Source organism: Rhodohalobacter sp. (assembly GCF_041686455.1).
Taxonomy (GTDB): domain Bacteria; phylum Bacteroidota; class Rhodothermia; order Balneolales; family Balneolaceae; genus Rhodohalobacter.
In genome coordinates, this window is the sequence record NZ_JAWLDW010000046.1 from 1 (window position 1) to 19,475 (window position 19,475).

At 40.5% G+C, this 19,475-nt stretch carries 17 protein-coding genes; 11 read left to right on the forward strand and 6 right to left on the reverse strand.

The window, feature by feature from the left end; genetic code table 11:
• The 4 genes from ACESM0_RS07280 to ACESM0_RS07295 form a co-directional block, all read left to right on the forward strand.
• Positions 1-1,455, forward strand: a 1,455-nt coding sequence (locus ACESM0_RS07280) for a T9SS type A sorting domain-containing protein (protein ID WP_372905101.1), incomplete at its 5' end; no start/stop codon positions are given.
• 6 nt (positions 1,456-1,461) lie between these two features.
• Entirely contained in the window at positions 1,462-2,157 is a 696-nt protein-coding gene (locus ACESM0_RS07285; protein ID WP_372905103.1) for an InlB B-repeat-containing protein, read from the forward strand.
• A gap of 127 nt (positions 2,158-2,284) precedes the next feature.
• A complete protein-coding gene (gene hisN, locus ACESM0_RS07290; protein ID WP_372905104.1) occupies positions 2,285-3,064 on the forward strand; it encodes a histidinol-phosphatase in 780 nt (259 codons plus the stop codon).
• Positions 3,057-5,381, forward strand: a complete 2,325-nt coding sequence (locus tag ACESM0_RS07295) for a HEAT repeat domain-containing protein (protein WP_372905106.1) — start codon at positions 3,057-3,059, stop codon at positions 5,379-5,381. The genes hisN and ACESM0_RS07295 overlap by 8 nt, the downstream gene beginning before the upstream one ends.
• A gap of 46 nt (positions 5,382-5,427) precedes the next feature.
• On the opposite strand, the gene ACESM0_RS07300 is transcribed toward ACESM0_RS07295, so the two are convergent.
• Positions 5,428-6,729, reverse strand: a complete 1,302-nt coding sequence (locus ACESM0_RS07300) for an ABC transporter permease (RefSeq protein WP_372905108.1) — start codon at positions 6,727-6,729, stop codon at positions 5,428-5,430.
• Positions 6,726-7,658, reverse strand: a complete 933-nt coding sequence (locus tag ACESM0_RS07305) for an ABC transporter ATP-binding protein (protein WP_372905110.1) — start codon at positions 7,656-7,658, stop codon at positions 6,726-6,728. The genes ACESM0_RS07300 and ACESM0_RS07305 overlap by 4 nt, the downstream gene beginning before the upstream one ends.
• 221 nt (positions 7,659-7,879) lie before the next feature.
• Between ACESM0_RS07305 and ACESM0_RS07310 the strand changes: the two genes are divergently transcribed.
• The 3 genes from ACESM0_RS07310 to ACESM0_RS07320 all read left to right on the forward strand — a co-directional run bounded on the left by ACESM0_RS07310 (position 7,880) and on the right by ACESM0_RS07320 (position 11,318).
• Positions 7,880-9,316, forward strand: coding sequence for a glycogen synthase (locus ACESM0_RS07310; RefSeq protein ID WP_372905112.1), 1,437 nt, complete (start codon positions 7,880-7,882; stop codon positions 9,314-9,316).
• Between the two features lie 8 nt (positions 9,317-9,324).
• Complete coding sequence (locus ACESM0_RS07315) at positions 9,325-10,596, forward strand: glucose-1-phosphate adenylyltransferase (RefSeq protein WP_372905114.1); 1,272 nt, start codon at positions 9,325-9,327, stop codon at positions 10,594-10,596.
• Between the two features lie 101 nt (positions 10,597-10,697).
• Complete coding sequence (locus ACESM0_RS07320; protein ID WP_372905116.1) at positions 10,698-11,318, forward strand: 2OG-Fe(II) oxygenase; 621 nt, start codon at positions 10,698-10,700, stop codon at positions 11,316-11,318.
• 16 nt (positions 11,319-11,334) lie between these two features.
• Here the strand turns inward: ACESM0_RS07320 and ACESM0_RS07325 are convergent, their stop codons facing one another.
• Entirely contained in the window at positions 11,335-11,559 is a 225-nt protein-coding gene (locus tag ACESM0_RS07325; protein ID WP_372905118.1) for a hypothetical protein, read from the reverse strand.
• Positions 11,560-11,842: 283 nt separating this feature from the next.
• Between ACESM0_RS07325 and ACESM0_RS07330 the strand changes: the two genes are divergently transcribed.
• Together ACESM0_RS07330 and ACESM0_RS07335 are read left to right on the forward strand one after the other, a co-directional pair.
• Complete coding sequence (locus tag ACESM0_RS07330) at positions 11,843-12,154, forward strand: hypothetical protein (protein WP_372905119.1); 312 nt, start codon at positions 11,843-11,845, stop codon at positions 12,152-12,154.
• 67 nt (positions 12,155-12,221) lie between these two features.
• Positions 12,222-13,235 (forward strand): BF3164 family lipoprotein, encoded by a 1,014-nt coding sequence (locus ACESM0_RS07335; protein WP_372905121.1) that lies wholly within the window; start codon positions 12,222-12,224, stop codon positions 13,233-13,235.
• An 84-nt stretch (positions 13,236-13,319) separates the two neighbouring features.
• Here the strand turns inward: ACESM0_RS07335 and sucD are convergent, their stop codons facing one another.
• Positions 13,320-14,186 carry a succinate--CoA ligase subunit alpha gene (sucD, locus tag ACESM0_RS07340; protein WP_372905123.1) on the reverse strand — a complete coding sequence of 289 codons (867 nt, stop codon included), beginning with the start codon at positions 14,184-14,186 and terminating at the stop codon, positions 13,320-13,322.
• 498 nt (positions 14,187-14,684) lie between these two features.
• Between sucD and dnaG the strand changes: the two genes are divergently transcribed.
• Positions 14,685-16,682 (forward strand): DNA primase, encoded by a 1,998-nt coding sequence (gene dnaG / locus ACESM0_RS07345; protein WP_372905124.1) that lies wholly within the window; start codon positions 14,685-14,687, stop codon positions 16,680-16,682.
• Positions 16,683-16,751: 69 nt separating this feature from the next.
• Positions 16,752-17,558, forward strand: coding sequence for an inositol monophosphatase family protein (locus ACESM0_RS07350; RefSeq protein WP_372905125.1), 807 nt, complete (start codon positions 16,752-16,754; stop codon positions 17,556-17,558).
• Between the two features lie 334 nt (positions 17,559-17,892).
• Here ACESM0_RS07350 and ACESM0_RS07355 read toward each other — a convergent pair whose 3' ends face one another.
• Complete coding sequence (locus ACESM0_RS07355) at positions 17,893-19,245, reverse strand: amidohydrolase family protein (RefSeq protein ID WP_372905127.1); 1,353 nt, start codon at positions 19,243-19,245, stop codon at positions 17,893-17,895.
• Positions 19,245-19,475, reverse strand: a 231-nt coding sequence (locus tag ACESM0_RS07360) for an amidohydrolase family protein (protein ID WP_372905129.1), incomplete at its 5' end; no start/stop codon positions are given. The genes ACESM0_RS07360 and ACESM0_RS07355, both read right to left, overlap by 1 nt.

Here is a 19,475-nt window from a genome sequence, read left to right on the forward strand (position 1 = left end):
GGTGTGGAGTTAACCGATCAACCCGAAATTGTGTTTGAAGAAGTTGAAATTGGGATTCCAGTAGCTCCGGTTCTTACCGCGGTTTCAGCTGTAGACGGGGGTGCCGTCATTAATTGGTCTGTATCTTCAGTTGATTTTATAGACCGATTCTTACTTTACAGAGGAGATTCAGTTCAGAATCTTACGGTCATAGATGAATTGAATTCAGGTATCAGGTCTTACACAGATCAGAATCCGTTAGAAGGTACAGCAGTTTATACAATAGCTGCCGTTAATAGTAATGGTGAGCAGAGTGCACCATCAAATACGCTTCTATTTGTAAACAGTGAAGTTGTAGCTTCAACTGAATGGCAGCTTGTCAGTATTCCACTTTTGGAAGAAACATCAGAAATGGAATTGGCTACGATATACAGTTTTAGTGATCGATATGATCTGAATACATCTTTTGAGCCGGGAAAAGGGTATTGGGTGAAAACCAAAACATTTGATGAGGAGAGGCTGCCTGCTTCCGGGCCCGGTTTGGATAGTTTGACTATTCAGTTGAATGCGGGCTGGAATTTGATTGGGAGCCTAAGTGTACCGACTCCAATTTTGTCTATATCTGATCCAAACGAAATTTTAACGGAAACCCCGGTTTATTTATACAGAGATTCGAATTATCAGGTAACAAATGAACTTCTACCTAATTTTGGTCACTGGATTTATGCTCGTGAAAACGGGGGTATAACGATTACAGTAAAAAATGATCCACCCGTAGCGGGTTTGGAAATGTCAAATTCAGAAATGGTATCTAATGACTCAAATAAAACTGAGAGTGAGATGGCAACCATTGAGTTTCGCCAGGGAGATTATAGCGCGGAGATATTTGCCAGTCAATCCTATCTCTCAGAAAGCGAACAGCATAGGTACTTGTTGCCTCCTGTATCTCCGGCCCCAAAACTTGATGTAAGGATAAATAATAAAAGCAGTTTGATTAATAGTGAGCCTTCCAAAATTCAGATTACGGCTAAACAGTATCCAATTGAGATAAAACTAGATGGCCAAGATGAAAACTCAGATTATGCATACAGGCTTCATGCAGAAAAAGAGGGTAAAAGCAGAACCATTGATTTAATACCAGGTAAAACAGAAATACTGAATCAGGAATATGACAGTATAGAAGTTGAGATGATACATGCTGATGAAGCGGTGACCGAAAATCAGCTGAAGCCAAACTACCCAAATCCATTTAATCCTACTACAACGATTCAGTATCAACTTCGTGAACAGACACACGTCATGATTGAAGTGTATGATGTGATTGGACGAAGAATTCAACTATTGGCCAATGAAACTCAGCTTTCAGGCCAGCACAGGGTGAACTTTGACGGTACGAATTTATCTTCAGGACTTTACTTTATTCGATTTCAGGCCGGTGATGTTGTAGATATTCGTAAAATGACTCTTATTAAGTAGAAGAAAATGAAACAGATTATTTTCATAGTAACCTCATTATCTCTTTTGATTGCCGGGTGTGGTGACGTTTCTGCTCCTTCAGATCGGGTAAATATATCGATTACTGTAGCTCCCTCAACTGCAGGAAACGTGCTGTCAAGCGGAGGGGATGAAGTAGGGGCAACTGCTGAATTCTTAGCTGTAGCCAATGAGGGCTGGCAGTTTTCGGGATGGACAGGTGATGTCGAATCTACTGAAAACCCACTCATCGTTGAATTGCAAAATGATATTGAACTCACTGCTAATTTTGAAGTTCTAAGTAATAATTACCGTTTTGACATGCAGTTGACAGATGGAACGACTGCGGAATTAGCTTTTGGTCAAAAATCGGGGGCAACGGATTCGTTTGATTCAGGAATTGATTTAGAATCTCCTCCGGCTCCTCCCGATGGTGTACTACATGCCTGGATAGAAAATGAGGAGAGAGATTTGCGTTACGATTTTAGAAATTCACTAAATAGTGAAATTCTCTGGGAGTTGGTTGTTGAGCCGGGAGAGACAGGAGTTGTAGATATTAGCTGGATTCGTGATGATGGATTTTTTGAGGGCTCAATGGTTTTAACTGATGATGAAGGTAGTTTCAAGATAGATATGCTTGAATCCAATCAGACTACTTTGGAAATAAATTCTACAAGAAATCTACAGATCCAATTTGAAAACTAAACGGAAATTTTTTCAGAAAAATTGGCGCTCAAGTAAATTAAATCACTGGAGAGAATGGATATATAAATAAGTATCTTTTAAAAAAGAATGAATGTGGAGCTTTCCACATCATAATGGATACATATTTATGCTTAAATCTTTACCTGAATTACGACATGCAGCTGAGGAGTTCGCAAGACTTGGCGGTGACTCCACACTAAACTACTTCAAGAAATCATTCCAACTCGAGTTTAAAGAAGACGACTCACCCGTTACTAATGCTGATCAAACTGCTGAAAGGCTGATTCGTGATCAGATAAATAAACAGTTCCCCGATCATGGCATTATTGGAGAAGAGTTTGGGGAAGAGAACGCAGACAGTGAAGTTGTATGGGTATTGGATCCAATCGACGGAACTCAGTCATTTATACACGGAGTTCCATTCTATACAACTCTAATTGGCATTTTGATTGAGAAGAAGCCTGAAATCGGGGTTATTTACGCCCCAGCACTCGAAGAGATGGTATCCGCAGCTGTTGGCCACGGTTGTACCCTGAATGGCAAGAATACAAGTGTAAGGGAGTGTGTCAGCCTTTCTAAAGCAACATTTCTGTCCACAGAAGTCACCACGTTCAAACAGTACGGATTTTCTGATCCATTTTCGGAACTTTTAAACAAAACAAGACTTCACAGAACTTGGGGTGATGCCTACGGACACATGATGGTTGCGACCGGCAGAGCTGATATCATGATCGACCCGATTTTAAATATATGGGATGCTGCTGCGTTGTTACCCATAGTTACTGAGGCCGGAGGTTCATACACCGACGTTCATGGAAAGCCATCTATTGAAACCGGTAACGCTATTACAACTAATTCATCACTGCTACCTGAAATTCTATCACTTTTTGATACAAAAGATGATTAAAAAATTTACACTATCACTTTTTTCGTTCATCTCCATTTTTGCATTTATTCAGGATCTGTCTGCCCAAAGCTGGGACTACAAAGCATATCCAGTGTTACCGTTTGAGATCAGCCATCTGGACGCTGAACTGAATATTAAAGATACGGGATCTATTGAAGGGGATATTCTCTATTTGATAAAGCTTAAAGATGAGAACCTGGATTCTCTGGTTTTAGACTCTCGTGATATTGAAATATTATCCGCTGTAATCAATAACGAAACCAAAGAGTTCTATATTGAGAATCATAAGTTAGTGGTTCTAACAGATGGAGAATATGAAAGAGGGGATGAAATTTCTCTTAGAATACAGTACAGAACCACTCCCGATTTTGGGCTCTATCAAACTGCAAAAGGAACATTTTTCACATCTTTTTTACCGTTAACCACTTCTCACTGGCTACCTGTACCGGATCATCCCAGGGTTGAGTTTACTTCCGAGTTCATATTTACTCATCCGGCCGGAAAATCAGTTGTATCAAACGGCAGAAGAGCATCCATGGAAATTGAAAGTGTTTCAGAAGAGACGACTAGTTTTACTTCGAATAAAACTCTGTCACCGGTTGATATTAATTTTGCAATGGGAGATCTGGATTTGATATCATCAACACAAAACGGCTTTGATTTTCAGTCAGAATATACCTCTATGTTCGAACGTCGTAGTGACCATCAAATTCATATCTATACTGAAAATTCTGATTTGCAAACAGACCAGTTACTTCAATCTGCAGTAGATGCTTATGGTAAACTGTATGAAAATCTCAATATAGGTTATCCATTCAGGGATCTATCAATTATTGTACTCGATGATAATTTCTGGGAAACAAAATCTTATGGCGCGGGAATCATTTATCTTTACGTAAACAGGGGTGATCTAGAAGCACAGTTGAAGCGTGCAATGACCGGCGTTTGGCTTGGGGCTCATTTCAGGGCTGAGCAGTGGAGTGACCCGGACGCTATTACCGCTCTTCAGGGATGGACACATAATTCACTTTTTGACTTGGATTATGTTACGGTTAAAACAGACGAACCATATCACGTCTTTGACGGAAGCTTGAGCTCTAAATGGCAGTATAATTTTGCAGAGGGACATCATGAAAAATTCAACGGTCATTTTGAAAGGGTTTACAACTTTTTGTTATCAGAATCGTCACGAGTTTTAAGCTGGACTGACCTTGCAGAGGAGATGTATGAAGATTCAGGAATTCCTTATTTCGATAAACCGGAGTTAGATGAGATTACAAGAGAAGAAACTTCAGATCAAGTGTATATGGCTGAGATGAGCTGGGGTGAGGACCGGCAGAACATTACTGTTTCATTTGATGCTGTCGCGGATCCTGTAAACGAATTGGTAACCGTGCGGGTAAAAGAGTATACGCTGCTTGATGAAAAAGAGAATGAAATCACATTTACCGGGGAATCTGACAGTGTTGTTTTAAATGTATCAGGAAATACAGAAAACATTGTACTCTCGATTTCTGGAAGAGATGATATTCGGCTTGAGGTTCAAAAACCTTTTGAATTTTGGATGCATCAACTGAGAAACGCTGAGGATTCCGAGCGTAGAAAAGAAGCTGCTGTGGGTCTGGCCGGTTTTTCGGATAATCCTGATGTCCAGCTGGTTCTGCAGGATCAAATGCGGAATGAAGATAATCCCGAAGTCTATGCAGAACTTTTAAGAACGTTTTCGGCAGTTACAAAAGGGGCAACTGGAACAGATCAAACGTTGATCGATCAACTATCGACAGGAAACAGTGAGGAAGTACGTTTAGCCGCAGTTGAAGGATTGGCGTATTTTAGAGGGAATGACAGTGTGATTAGCCGATTACGATCTATTGCGAATCAAACCGACAACAGTGATATAAGAACAGCAGCTGTTCGATCACTAAATGAAGTGACGGATTCTGAACGGTTTAAGATTATTTCAGAGGATTTAATTACACAGGAAAGCTTGCTTCAGGACGTTCCGCTTATTTTGAATTTACTTTCAGAGAAAGGAGAAAAAGAAGCCGCAGTACAGTATGCAGGTACTTTTATAACTGATGGTTTTCCTTATTCCATTCGATCAAAAGTACTTGATATGATTCTTGAAACGGATCAATCGCGTGAAGGCTGGGAAAATCGCTTGCCGAGTCTCTTAGAGGATCGGGATCCAAGAATCCGAATACAGTCACTCAATGCGATGGATCGTGTTAGCAGCTCATTTAGAAACGAATGGCTAGATCGCAGAATGACCGAAGAGTACGATGAGCGTGTCAGAAGAGCTTTGAGTCAATTCTAAAATAATAATGTCAGACCGCCATTAGCGACCTGACATAAGTTTTTACTTAGGATTGCTTAATCCATTTTGCGAGATCTTTAAAGCTGGCTGTTTTTCCATAGCTTAAAATACCTACCTGATAAATTTTGGCACTCAACCACATCGTTCCTACGAACGAAAGCATCATCAATAGTATAGCGGTTGAGGTTTGCCAAAAGGGCACTTCTGTAATGGCTATCCGGGTTATCATCAAAATAGGAGAGAAGAATGGAATCAGTGATCCAACCACGGAAAGTGTGCTGTCGGGACTCTGCATTGCATGAAACATGATAATGTAGGCAATGAAAATCGGTGCTGATATCGGAAGCATAAGTTGCTGAGTATCAGTTTCAGAATCAGCTGCAGACCCAATCGCCGCAAAAAGAGAACTGTAAAGCAGGTAACCTAGGAAAAAGAAAATGACAAAATATACGATTAAGGAAGTTTCCAGGGTTGGAATATCTAAAATTGCAGGAAGCTGTTCTTCGGCTTGTGCAAGTTCACCAGACATTTGTGATGTAGAGGCGTCAGGTCCCAATATTGAAGCTGCCAGTGGACCGGCAATAGCGGACAGACCTGTGAAAGCCAGTATCCAGATACCAAATTGAGTGATCGCAATAGCTCCCACACCCGCCATTTTACCCGTAAGCAATTCAATCGGTTTTACTGATGAGGCTATGACTTCGATAATTCTGTTTGTTTTTTCTTCAATAACACCTCGCATAATATATCCACCATATCCGAATATTGCACCAAAGATGATCAAGCCCATAAACATACCAACAACGGAGAGAAATTCTGTGTCGTCATCGGTCTCTTCACCTTCACTGCTCAACCTTCGGGAATCAATCACCACACTGCTTTCGAAGATATTTCGAATATCCTGACTGACGTCTTCGCGGCGAAGCCTTTCCTGACGAATAGACTCTCTGAAATCTGAACGAACGGCTGTTAATAGCTGTAGTCCGCCACTTCCGCTGTAAATCAGCTCAAGGTTCTGATTCTCGGTGATGTGAGATTCGTTCACAATCACATAACCGGTAATTTCTTCCCGCTGAACCATAGCACGAAGCGTATCTACAGGAACGTCGGAATAATCGACATAGCGGTCTTCGTCGATCTCCTGAAGAGTTGCAACAACTTCTCCGGTTTCGTCAAAAACGCCAATGGTAAATTCGATTTCACTATCCCAGGCGGCTATAAAAATACCAACGCCAATTAAAACGGCAAATCCGAGAGGAACCAGGATCGTAGCCCAAATAAATCCCTTGCTTTTAACTCTAGTAAGATATTCCCGCTTGAGTACTAAATAGGTCTGCCTCCAGTTCATAATAACTTGGCCTCCTGCTGCATTTTGATGTTATCTTCGCCCACTGTAGATATGAAAATTTCGTTTAACGAAGGTTCAACCAACTGGAATTTGTGGATTTCTGAATTCTGCATCGCTTTTTTTAGAATCTCCTGTGGATTTAGACCATTTAAAATCCTGATCTCGGCAAAATTGGTTGATCGATTATTGATTCGCACGTCGTCGAGTTCATCCAGGAAACTGCTGTCTCCCTGAAATTCCAGAAGAACTGTGTTTTTACCGTAATCCTTTTTGATTTGTCTCAAATTTCCGGTCAGCACAACTTTTCCATTATTGAAAAGGCAAATATCATCACACATCTGCTCTACCTGCTCCATTCTGTGAGTAGAAAATAAGATGGTATTTCCCTCTTCTTTAAGCTCGATAATGATCTCTTTAAGGAGTTCACTGTTAATTGGATCTAGACCGCTGAAGGGTTCATCAAAAATATATATTTCAGGGTTGTGAACAATTGTGGAGATAAACTGGATTTTTTGACTCATACCTTTAGACAGCTCGCCAACTACTTTTGAGTGCCAGTCGTATGCATTAAATCTTTTCAGCCAATATGTGATTTTCTCTTTTGCATCCGTTTTGTTCAATCCTTTTAGCTGAGCGAGGTATATCAGCTGCTCACCAACTTTCATCTTTTTATACAAGCCGCGTTCTTCGGGCATATAGCCGATCAATTTTTGAGTTTTCGGACTCACCGGCAGGTCATTGATGAAAATTTTCCCATTATCCTGCAGTGTAATGTAGTTTATCATTCGAATGGTTGTGGTTTTACCGGCACCGTTAGGCCCCAATAAACCAAAAATTCGCCCCTCTTCTGCTTCAAATGATACGTTGTCAACAGCCTTAGTCTCACCAAAGCTTTTGCTGACATTCTGTACGGATATAGTAACACTCATTTAGAATAGGATATTTAAAGGATTGATTTTAGATGATGATAGCACTTAGATTCCTTTTAACAAACCAAAGAATGCAAAAATAAGTGATTCGTAATAAATTTCATTCTTTATTAATGCAGAATTGTTAATCTGATGTTAGATTGCAGATCTTGTATTATTTTCTTAATTCAATGATCGATGAACGCTACGAGCTTTTTTATTAATAGTTTCAACAACGAAGTATGAATATTGTACACATTTCGGCTGAGTGTTATCCTTATGCCAAAGCCGGCGGACTAGGGGATGTAGTGGGGGCTTTACCTAAATATTTAAACCAGAGCGGTCATAACTGCATGGTTATCCTTCCTTATTATCATAACAATAAATTAACAGAGGCTAAAAAAACTCAAGTATATGAGGGGCAAGCACCTTTCTATAATGATTGGTTCTACTTTAGAGTTTTTAAGATAGATGAGAACAAAGATTTTGATCTCTATGTGATTGATATTCCGGGACGATTTGATCGTCCCGGTATTTACATAGATCCTTGGTCGGGTCACGGATACTGGGATGAAAAAGAGAGATTTTTCAGCTTTCAAATTGCTGCTTTAGACTGGCTTAAAAATTTTGATTTTGACCCGGATTTAGTTCACGCGCATGATCATCACACTGGGCTCATTCCATTTATGATGAATCAATCATTCCGCTTCGATTCATTTCGTGAAATTCCGTCCGTACTTACTATTCATAATGGTGAATACCAAGGCAGATACGATCAGGACGACTATGAGCTCTTGCCGGCATTTAATCTAGAAAATATTGGATTACTTTATTGGGATGGAGCACTGAACTCTTTGGCTGCCGGGATTAAATCGGCATGGCAGGTGACAACAGTTTCTGAAGGGTATATGAATGAACTTCTGGAATATTGTCACGGCTTGGAACAGCTTCTCCACCATGAAAAAGAAAAAACGACAGGTATTGTAAACGGTATAGATTCTGATGTTTGGGACCCAGCAGTAGATTCATATATCTCAGACAACTTTTCAATAAAAAATTATAAATCTGGTAAAAAGAAAAACAAAAAAGAGCTTTGTGAAGAATTTTCTATAAATCACAAAAGACCACTATTTTCTTTTATCGGAAGATTGGTTCGTGAGAAAGGTGCCGATCTTCTTCCCGGACTGATAAAAAGCTGCCATGAACATGGAATAGAAGCATCGTTTTTGGTTTTAGGAACGGGAGATCAGGGCCTGCATCAAATATTTGAAAGTTTGCAAAGTGAATATGTTGGTTATTTTGATACGCGGCTGGAGTACAACGAAAAGTTAGCTCACCAGATTTACGCAGGAAGTGATTTTCTGTTAATGCCATCCCGGGTTGAGCCTTGTGGATTAAATCAACTCTATGCTATGCGATACGGCACAATCCCGGTGGTCAGAAAAACAGGCGGCTTAGCCGATACGGTCGTAGACTTTGAAGAAAAAGATGGATACGGAGTTGTTTTTGATGAGTTTAATTTGGAGCAGGCAATAATAGCAGTAGAAAGAGGAGTGGAACTATTCAATAAAAAAGAGTTATTTAATAAGAAAGTAAAACATGTTATGTCGCTTGACTACTCATGGAAAAGTTCTACCGGCAATTACATTAAATTATATCGTTCATTGCTAAATAAATAAGAGCAACTATGAAAGAGAAAACAATAGCTATTATTCTAGGGGGAGGCAGAGGAACAAGATTGCATCCGCTGACATATCACAGGAGTAAACCGGCCGTACCTGTTGCAGGGAAGTATCGTTTAGTGGATATACCGATTTCGAACTGCTTAAACTCAGGAATTCGAAAGATCTTCGTACTTACTCAATTCAATTCTGCGTCGCTGAACAGGCATATAAAAAACACCTATAATTTCGACCTTTTCTCTCATGGTTTTGTAGATATCCTGGCGGCTGAACAGACTCCCAAAAGCAGTAATTGGTTCCAGGGAACAGCAGATGCCGTGCGCCAATCCATTCATCACATGGCAAACCATGAGTATGATTATGTTTTGATTCTATCCGGTGATCAACTCTATCAAATGGATTACGACAAGCTTATAAAAGATCATAAAGAACAGAAGGCAAACCTTACTGTTGCCACTATTCCTGTTGATGCGAATGACGCTCCCGGATTTGGAATTATGAAAACCAACGAGGAAGGAATAATCGACTCTTTTGTGGAAAAACCTTCACCGGAAGAGCTATCGAAATGGTCTTCTAAAACTTCACCTGAACAGGAAAAGCAAGGAAAAATATACCTTGCATCCATGGGGATTTATGTATTTAATAAAGCAGATTTGATTCGGTTATTTGAAGAGAATCCGGATGCGACCGATTTTGGAAAAGAGATTATTCCAAAGGCAATTGATGAGGGAGCAAAAGTGAATAGCTATCCATTTGTAGGCTATTGGACAGATATTGGTACCATATCCTCTTTTTTTGAAGCGAATATTGCTTTAACTGAAACACTGCCAAAATTCAACCTTTACGATAATGAACGTCTTATCTACACCAGAGCTCGTCTTCTGCCAACATCAAAACTGACAGGAACCTCATTGGAGAGAGTGATTGTTGCAGAGGGATGTATAATTGAAGCCAGTCGGCTGGAGCGGTCGGTGATTGGTATTCGATCCAGAATTGGTAAAGGAACTACAATTGAGTCTTCAATCGTAATGGGTAATGATAATTTCCCTACTCCCAATGATTTAGACAAACAAAGCGGTGAGATGCCTTTAATGGGAATCGGTGAAAGATGCTATATAAGCTATGCCATAGTCGACAAAAATGTACGAATCGGCAATGATGTTCGAATTGTAGGCGGGCCACATCTCGAAGATGGTGAATTTGAACATCATCACGTAGTTGATGGAATAGTCATCATTCCGAAGGGAACAGTAATTCCGGACGGATATACGATTTAATTAAAATTTATTTTTATAAACTATTCTTGGTATCCGGAGAACTGCGTAATTTAGTTTTCTGACAACTTTCTGGTCGGGCCAACTTAAAATTTCGCAGAATTATGTATACGGATGTGCAGTGGATTCAGTTGTTTGATAAACTCGCCGAGGATGACTTTGTCGTTATTGATGATTTCTTGTCGGACGAACAATTTCGTCTGATTATGAATTTTTTCAAAAAGGCAGAGAAGAATAACCATCTGAAAAAAGCCGGAATTGGACCGTCGGGAGAGTTTCAAATCAAATCGTCGGTAAGGGGTGATTTTATCTATTGGCTTGATGAGAAGCGGGATACCGAATTATCAATTTTTTTTGAAATCGTAGATGATTTGATCGCAAATCTAAAGAGGATCTGTTATCTGAGTTTATCGGGATCTAAATTTCATATTGCAAAATATCCAAAGGGATCTCATTACGATCGTCATCTGGATCAATTCAATGAACGGTCTAATCGTCAAATTACCGTTCTAATCTATCTGAATGAAAACTGGAAAAAGGGAGATGGCGGAGAGCTTGTTATCTATAAGGATAACGAGGAGATCTTAGTGGAACCGATTGCTAAAAGACTCCTACTGTTTAAGAGTGATGTTATAGAACATGAAGTTCTTAAAACCAATGTCACACGTTACAGTTTAACAGGCTGGCTGCTTCGACAGCCGCAATCGGTAGGCTATCTATTTTGAAGATTGAGGGAGAAATTTAAGACTCTTTTCTGTTTACTTTCTCGTTTTCTTCCCTGGAGATCTTCTTGTTATTTTCATTATTAAAAGGCTGAATTTGATTCTGAGATAGATCGGAAGACTGCTCAGTTTGGTTAATCTCGGATTGGTCTTCGTCTTCTATTGAATTTTCGAGTACTTCACAGCCAATAACAAGTAGTATAGAAAGTACGAGTAGAGAGGTACTTTTAAGTATCGTTTTCATTCCTGCAGAAAAATATTGGTTTGTTGTAAATTTTGATTCTGAACTAAATACCTAATTCTGAAAAAAAAGTTCCGATATAAGAACATCTTTAAATCGGTAATTCAGAGATGTGAAATTATTTGTTTATATCGGACTGTATTTTGTACTCACCTACGGTAATGTATTATGAAATTTAAGTGGAAGTACAATTTTCTTCGTTTAAATATTAAATCAGTTTGCATTAAAAAAAAAATGATTTGTTTGTAATTCATCAAACCTTAATATTTTAAACAATAAGCTAGTTATGATATTAAAAATAATATTCTACATAATAATTTCTATTTTTGCTTTTCAAAGTGAAAGTGTGGAAATCGATTTAAATAAAAACGTTGAAAATGAATGTAATCAAGAAATAACATTAAACCAGGAAATGATGGAATCTTCAGGAAGTTGGTCTGGTGAATGTTCTTCGTATCCTAATTGTAATAATCCATATGGTAGTTGTGGAAGTGATGGAGCTCCCTATGGAACAGAGAGTTGTTTGTTAGTTTGTGTAAATGGATACTGGGTTTATTGTGATGGTGGTTGTGAAGAAGGATGTGAAGTTGAAGGCTAAAACTGTAAAACTTGCTTGCTCTCATGATTTTGAGGGCAAGCTTTCATAAATAAATCTTACTATAAGTATGAAAAAGTTTACAATTTATTTCTTATTCACAGTTTGTACATTGATGAGCTGTAACTTTGAAGATCAATCAAACCAAAATGGTAATCTGATTTTAAACAGTTCATTTGGTAATTCCGGTGAGTCGATGTTAGTTAATCCCACCAATTTTGATACTAATAAAGAAGATTACATTTTTGTTTCTGATCCGGGAGTATCACAAATATATCAATTTGATTTAGAGGGTGAATTCATTAGAAAAATCGGCAATCCGGGTCAAGGGCCGGAAGAATTTATCAACCAATCAGTCATCTCTTTTTCAGAAGACAAAATTCATGTACAGGATCAGTCTAATATGCGTTTGCATGTTATAGATACGTATGGAAATTTTGAAAAGATTATTCCACAAGAAGACAGAGCATTTGTTTCATTTTCTAAACATAAAGGAAATTATATAGGATTTGCACCAACCTCTTTTTTAAAGTCTCATGGATTAGAAAATGAATCGCTATTTAAAGTATTTGATAGTGAGTGGAATTTGATAAATGAGTTTGGTAACTACATTATTGAGCCGGATAATATTCCGGCAGGAATGAGTTGGCCTTTTTTCAAAATTTCAAATAATAAAATCTATTCAGTGTTTGCATATTTCCCAATTATGGAGGTTTATGATCTTAAAGGTTCTTTGGAAGAGAGTTATCACTTGGATAAGATTAATGATTTTGAAATAGACCAAAGAAATTTATCTGAGCAAACATATTCAGATATGAGCAATCCACAAATGAACTCTGTCAATAGATCTATTGATGTAGTTGAAAACGAAATCTATGTGTTACGTTGGGATCAATCTCTTACTATTGATAAATATGTTTTAGAGGATGAAAGTATAAGATTTGAAAATACTTTTTGGTATTCGGAAACAAATGAAAATTATTATCCATTAGATTTCTTCTTTGTTGAAAACGAGGAGCTTTTTTATGTATTGGAAATCAACAATGAAGGAGTCCCTCAAGTAGCAGTCTATTCACTTGTATAACTATCTCTTCTAAAAACTTATTTCCAAAAAAAGCCACCCTGAAAACTCAGAGTGGCTTTTGAATTTTTTAGAACCGAATAAGATTTAGAGAATCTCCTTCAGTGTAACGCCAATTTCGGCAGGACTTTCTGCTACGGTTACTCCGGCATCTTTCAGTGCTTTCTTCTTGTCGTCTGCACCGCCTTTTCCGCCAGAAATAATCGCACCGGCATGGCCCATTCGTCGTCCGGGAGGCGCTGTGCTTCCGGCAATAAATGCAACAACAGGCTTATCCACATTATCTTTAATGTAAGCAGCAGCATCTTCCTCTGCTGATCCGCCAATTTCGCCAATCAGTACGATAGCGTCAGTATCAGGATCATCCTGGAACAGTTTTACGGCATCGGTGTGGTTGGTACCAATAACCGGGTCACCGCCAATACCAATAGCAGTACTCTGTCCGAGTCCAACCTTAGTGAGCTGATCGACGGCTTCGTAAGTCAATGTTCCTGATCTTGAGATCAGGCCAACGTTACCGGGCTTGAAAATCATTGCCGGCATAATTCCAACTTTTGCCTCACCGGGTGTTATAACACCGGGGCAGTTCGGGCCGACAAGTGTAGCGCCATGATGATCACAAACTGTTTTTGCCTTAACCATATCCTGAACGGGGATTCCCTCAGTGATACAAATAATTACTTTAATCCCTGCCTGAGCCGACTCAATAATGGCATCTGCTGCAAACGGAGGGGGAACAAATATTACCGAAGTGTTTGCTTCTTCTTCGTTAACGGAATCCGCTACAGTATTAAAAACAGGTCGGTCTAAATGCTTTTGGCCACCTTTTCCGGGTGTTACTCCGCCAACTACATTAGTACCGTATTCAATCATTTGCTCGGCATGAAATGTCCCTTCACTGCCTGTAAAACCCTGCACAATAAGCCGGGTATCTTTACCAACTAATACACTCATGAATCAGGTTAGTTTGTTTTAAAATTTTGATTTAAAATCTACCTCTGAATATACCATCATTGATCAGATTTTCCCAAGCTGGCAATTAACTAATCTTGTTAAACCGATGTTCTGCTGTGGTCTACTCCTGACCCGGGAATTTTATTAAACGTGAGTTCGACATAAGTATCTTGAATATGATTTTCCCCTCCTGCCTGCCCTCGAAACTTCGGGGTGTAAGGAGGGGTTGGGGGAGGTAGCCTTGTTGATTTCAGGCTTCAAACCTGATCAGATTTTGGTTTCAACCACCCCTAAATCACTTCGTGGGAATCGCTTCGCTCGGAGCCCCTCATTGAAAAAAGAGGGGACATTTTCAATGCCTTTACATTTATTTTATATCGTGCTCACGTTATTTTATAAGTTATCATTTTCTTTCGGTGTACTGTCGGAATAAAGAACAGAGGTTTTAGAAACTTGCATCTTTTTAGTCTGATCAATTTTGTATTTTCAGATTGCATTATGATGATACCCGAAAACAAAAAAGAAGAAATTCGCGAGACGGCAGATATCGTCGAAGTTGTAGGCGATTACGTGAAGCTCAAAAAATCCGGAAGCGGGTTTGTAGGGCTCTGTCCGTTTCACAATGAAAAAACTCCATCGTTTCATGTAACCCCAAATATGGGAATTTACAAATGCTTTGGGTGCGGTGAGAGCGGAGATGTATTCAGTTTTGTGATGGCCATGGAAGGGGTTGGCTTCCCGGAAGCACTTCGTTCTTTGGCCGACCGATACGGTATCGATATTCCGGATGAACATGTAGAGGGTGATGACGAAAGAACCAAAAAAAGAGAAGGCGTTTATCATGCGTTGAAATATGCAGGACTTTTCTTTTATCGTCATTTGCTGGAAACGGAAGATGCGGAGAAGGCCAGGGCATATTTAAAGAAGCGGGGATATGACAAATCCATTATCCGAAAATTCGGATTGGGTTACGCTCCGAAAAATTCACAGCTGTTAAAAGAGGCCGAGAAAGAGGGTATACCTGAAGAGTATCTTGCCGAGGCGGATCTTGTAAAACCCAGCAATCGCGGAGATGGATTTTACGATACATTCAGGGATCGGCTGATGTTTCCAATCTTCAATCCATCAGGTAAAGTGATCGCTTTTGCGGGAAGAATTCTGGATGAGGATAAGAAGACTGCCAAATATGTCAATTCAGCACAGACTATTGTTTATAACAAAAGTGAAGTAGTCTATGGCGTCAACTTTTCTAAGAATGACATTCGAAAAGAAGGCGAAGTGATTTTGGTTGAAGGGTATACGGATGTCATAACCATGCATCAGCATGGTGTAAAGAATGTGGTATCATCGAGCGGTACATCTCTTACGGCAGGGCAGATTAAAATTTTGCAGAGGTACGGTAACCGGATTGTGATGATTTACGATGCCGACAGTGCCGGACAGAAAGCGATGGAGCGTGGGATGAATATCGCGTTGGAGCAGGGTATGGAGGTCTTTTTGATGCAGCTGCCCGATGGTGAAGATCCCGACTCGTTTGTGAAGCAGTTTGGACGTGACTCTTTTATGGAGTTTAAGAAAAAGAATGCGGAGGATTTCGTTACATTCTCAATCCATAAAGCGGAGAAGGAGGGACGAATGGAGAGTCCGGGCGATCGGACGGCTGCGATAAAGTCTGTACTGGAAAGTATTGCATTGATTCCGGAAGAGTTGGATCGTCAGGTCTATGTTCAGCACCTGCACCAGCAGACCCAAAAGTATCGGAAAGGAAGCGACCGTGAGCTCTTTCAGCTGCTGGATAAAATCATCGCTGAGCAGCAGAAGCGCAGCCGCTATAAAGAGAGAAATCAATCGGCACCTTCTGCGCCTGTACCTCATCCGGTGGGAGATGAGCCTCCGGTTCACCAGAATGAATCGGAAATTCAGTCTTCTCCAAAGAAGAAACCCCATTACGAAAAAGAGATTATTCGTCTGATGCTGCAATATGGCGAGAGAATGATCAAATTTATTGGTCACAATATAGCGGATGATCATTTTGAGGATGATGATATACGTGAATTTTATAAAGATATCATCAAGCGCCACTTGGAGGACGAAGATGTGACGGTTCAGCACTATACAAATCGTGAAAAACCATTTCCAACTTTGGTTGGAGATATTGTTTTGGAGCGATATTCGGTTAGTGAAAAGTACGTTCAGAAAACCGGGAACGATGTCAAAAAAGACCGGAATCCGTTTAAAACGGCGAAGTATTCCATGAAACCGCTCAGGCTTTACTATCTGGAAAGAAAACGAAGAGAAGTTACCGAGCTTATGAAAAACAGCAGGGTAGAAGAGAAGTCGAAGCTCATGAAAACAATGACCAAGCTTCAAAAAGAGATTACCCGAATACAGAAAATATCTGCCGATGAACTGTTTGAAGATCCCGACTTCCTGAAGAACGATAGCTCAGCTTCAATTTCCGGGCGTTTTGAGTATAAGATGAAAGGGGAAAAGTAGATGTGAGACGTGAGATTTGAGAAGTGGGATTATCATTCAAAATTCATCATTCAGTAATTCAACATTTTTATGAATAACGACCTAAATATTGCACTGAAAGCAGCACGCAAGGGTGTTGAGACTATCAAAAGCTATCAATCCAAAGCATTGAATACACGTGAGAAGGGAAATCACGATCTGGTGACGGATGCAGATCTGGAGACGGAAAAGAATATTTTAGCTTTTATCAGAGAGCACTGTCCGGATGATGAAATTCTGGCTGAGGAGACAGAGGCTCACGAAAAAATGAGTGATGCAAAGACCTGGATTGTTGATCCCATCGACGGAACTACGAACTTTGCACACGATTTTCCGGTCTACTGCGTTTCTGTTGCCCTTTGGGAAAATAAGAAACCGAAAGTAGGTGTAGTGATTGAAGTAACCCGAAATGAAGAGTTTACGGCTGTTGCCGGTGAAGGAGCTTGGCTGAACGGTGAAAAAATTTCTGTGTCTAATACTTCAAATGCAAGAGATGCTTTTATAGGAACGGGATTTCCTTACAACGACCTCTCTGTTGTAGAATCCTATTTGAAACTCTTTCGACATCTGATGGAAGAACTGCAGGGTATCCGGCGTCCCGGAGCGGCTACCTTTGATCTTTGCTGTGTAGCCAGTGGCAGGTTTGACGGGTTTTTTGAATACTCTTTACACGCCTGGGATGTTGCCGCGGCCGCGCTCATTGTTAAAGAAGCAGGTGGTGTAATAACCGATTGGAAAGGGGGAGATGGCTGGCTCTTCGGTCAGCGAATCATTGCAGGGAATCCGGAAATTCATCAGCTGCTTCTGGATCGTGTTGAAGAGTTTATACCCATTGAACAGAGAGAAGCAGTGGTTTGAGATTTAAATGATCCGTCTGATGGATGTCTTGCTAAACAAGAAAACACCCCTCTAAATCTCCCCTTATTAGGGGAGACGTATTAAACCGTCTGACGGATGACTTATTCCAACCTGACAGCGTACCCGACTGGATTTGGAGGGTTCCTGTCAGCGTTTAATTTAAATAAATTATTGACGCTGTCAGGACTTTCACTTCGTGTTCAAAAAAATGAGCGCTCTGCTCCAGACGCTTACAGGTCAAATACCCGTCTGAAGGATATATAGCCAAATAAGTAATCACCCCTCTAAATCTCCCCTTATTAGGGGAGACATATTAATCGGGGATGTGATTTAATTACCTCTCAGCACTACGCTGCTCAACTTTTTCGTGATACTTTTCATAAAGCTGACGATGCATGTCCATCATATCGCTTTCTCTTCCTTCAACATAGACCTGTTCAATCTGGGTGCTGTACTCAATTGGATTCCCTGTTGTTATGAGAAGAGTTGCATCCTTTCCAACTTCAAGAGTTCCGATTCGGTCATCCAGACCGAGAATAGCTGCCGGAAAGGAAGTTACGGATCTGAGTGCTATATCCGCATCTAATCCGAATGCGGCTGCAGCACCGGCTTCGTAGGGAAGTCGATGAGCGTAGGGAGCACTGGATCCGCCGGCAATGGCAAACTGTACTCCGGCTTCGTGTAGTTTAGAAGGCAAGCTGTAACGTGCATCATAGCTCTCCCATTCTCTGTTCGAAGCGGTGAGAACACTGGTTATGATAACCGGTATCTGCTTTGATTTGAGATGATCGGTTACAAGGTGCGCATCCGATCCGCCCAGAATAATCAGCCGAACTTCTTCCTCTTCAGACCAAGTGATCGCATCCTGAATCTGACGTACTTCATAAGCATTCACAACCACTGGAACATCCCCATTAAGTACAGGAATCATCGCTTCCCACCGGCTGTCGAGATCATGGCGCTCTGCCTGACCGGAGTCCATTGCATCACGTGCAGTTCGATAAGCTTTTGCATCAGCAAACGCGTCTCTTACCCTGCGAAGATTATCTTCATAGTTGTCACTGCCGGGATTGGGCCAGTTTACAATCAATCCGGTGCTTGATTTCAGGATCATTTCATCCCACGACCAACCGTCCATTTTCATGGCTGATGATTGGCCGGAGATAATTCCGCCGCCGGGAGATGTTACAGAAGTTAAGACGCCGGCAGAACGTGCAATTCCAATATGGCGACTTTCCGGATGAAAGGCTCTTTCGGGCAGAACATTCGGGTTTATTAAACCCTGTTCGTTGACGTCGACAGTCATACCCACGGCTCCAATTTCATAAATCCCCATTTGGTTATAGGAATCGATTAAACCGGGATAGATCTGTTTTCCGGAGACATCTTTTGTCCGAACACCTGCCGGGACGTTGACGTCGGAACCCAGAGCTGTAATTTTTCCATCTTCGAAAATGATGGTTCCATTTTCAATAACATCACCTGCAAGTGTATGAATGGTGCCACCCACAAGTGCGATTGGCTCACTCTGTTTGGGTGCAGGTATTTGGGCTTCCAAAGCGGGAGCAAACATCACACAAACTGCAAACAGTGTAAGGGATAAGATTACGTTTTTCATGGTTGATAAATTTGGGATGTTCAAACGATTTTGCTGATTGTGAAGAGAAATTGATTTTACTTTTTCCATTATTTCTCCTCCATGATTAGTCGAATGAGCTGTGCGCGCTCTTCCTCAACTGTTGTGCGCAGTTCCCTGTCTTCATCAAGGTCGAAATATTTTCGGCCATCTATCCAGGTCTGCTCAGCTTTGGTGAGGGTGGAGAGCGGATCTCCGTTCCAGATTACAAAGTCGGCGTCCTTTCCATTTTCGAGTGATCCGACCCGATGGTCTACACCAAGAAGCTTGGCTGTACTGAT

Coding starts and splice junctions, on each gene's coding strand:
- ACESM0_RS07315 (WP_372905114.1), top strand. CDS start 9,325: ATGAAAGAGAAAACAATAGCTATTATTCTAGGGGGAGGCAGAGGAACA.
- ACESM0_RS07310 (WP_372905112.1), top strand. CDS start 7,880: ATGAATATTGTACACATTTCGGCTGAGTGTTATCCTTATGCCAAAGCC.
- ACESM0_RS07300 (WP_372905108.1), bottom strand. CDS start 6,729: ATGAACTGGAGGCAGACCTATTTAGTACTCAAGCGGGAATATCTTACT.
- dnaG (WP_372905124.1), top strand. CDS start 14,685: ATGATGATACCCGAAAACAAAAAAGAAGAAATTCGCGAGACGGCAGAT.
- ACESM0_RS07305 (WP_372905110.1), bottom strand. CDS start 7,658: ATGAGTGTTACTATATCCGTACAGAATGTCAGCAAAAGCTTTGGTGAG.
- ACESM0_RS07320 (WP_372905116.1), top strand. CDS start 10,698: ATGTATACGGATGTGCAGTGGATTCAGTTGTTTGATAAACTCGCCGAG.
- ACESM0_RS07355 (WP_372905127.1), bottom strand. CDS start 19,245: ATGGAAAAAGTAAAATCAATTTCTCTTCACAATCAGCAAAATCGTTTG.
- ACESM0_RS07325 (WP_372905118.1), bottom strand. CDS start 11,559: ATGAAAACGATACTTAAAAGTACCTCTCTACTCGTACTTTCTATACTA.
- sucD (WP_372905123.1), bottom strand. CDS start 14,186: ATGAGTGTATTAGTTGGTAAAGATACCCGGCTTATTGTGCAGGGTTTT.
- ACESM0_RS07335 (WP_372905121.1), top strand. CDS start 12,222: ATGAAAAAGTTTACAATTTATTTCTTATTCACAGTTTGTACATTGATG.
- ACESM0_RS07285 (WP_372905103.1), top strand. CDS start 1,462: ATGAAACAGATTATTTTCATAGTAACCTCATTATCTCTTTTGATTGCC.
- ACESM0_RS07350 (WP_372905125.1), top strand. CDS start 16,752: ATGAATAACGACCTAAATATTGCACTGAAAGCAGCACGCAAGGGTGTT.
- hisN (WP_372905104.1), top strand. CDS start 2,285: ATGCTTAAATCTTTACCTGAATTACGACATGCAGCTGAGGAGTTCGCA.
- ACESM0_RS07330 (WP_372905119.1), top strand. CDS start 11,843: ATGATATTAAAAATAATATTCTACATAATAATTTCTATTTTTGCTTTT.
- ACESM0_RS07295 (WP_372905106.1), top strand. CDS start 3,057: ATGATTAAAAAATTTACACTATCACTTTTTTCGTTCATCTCCATTTTT.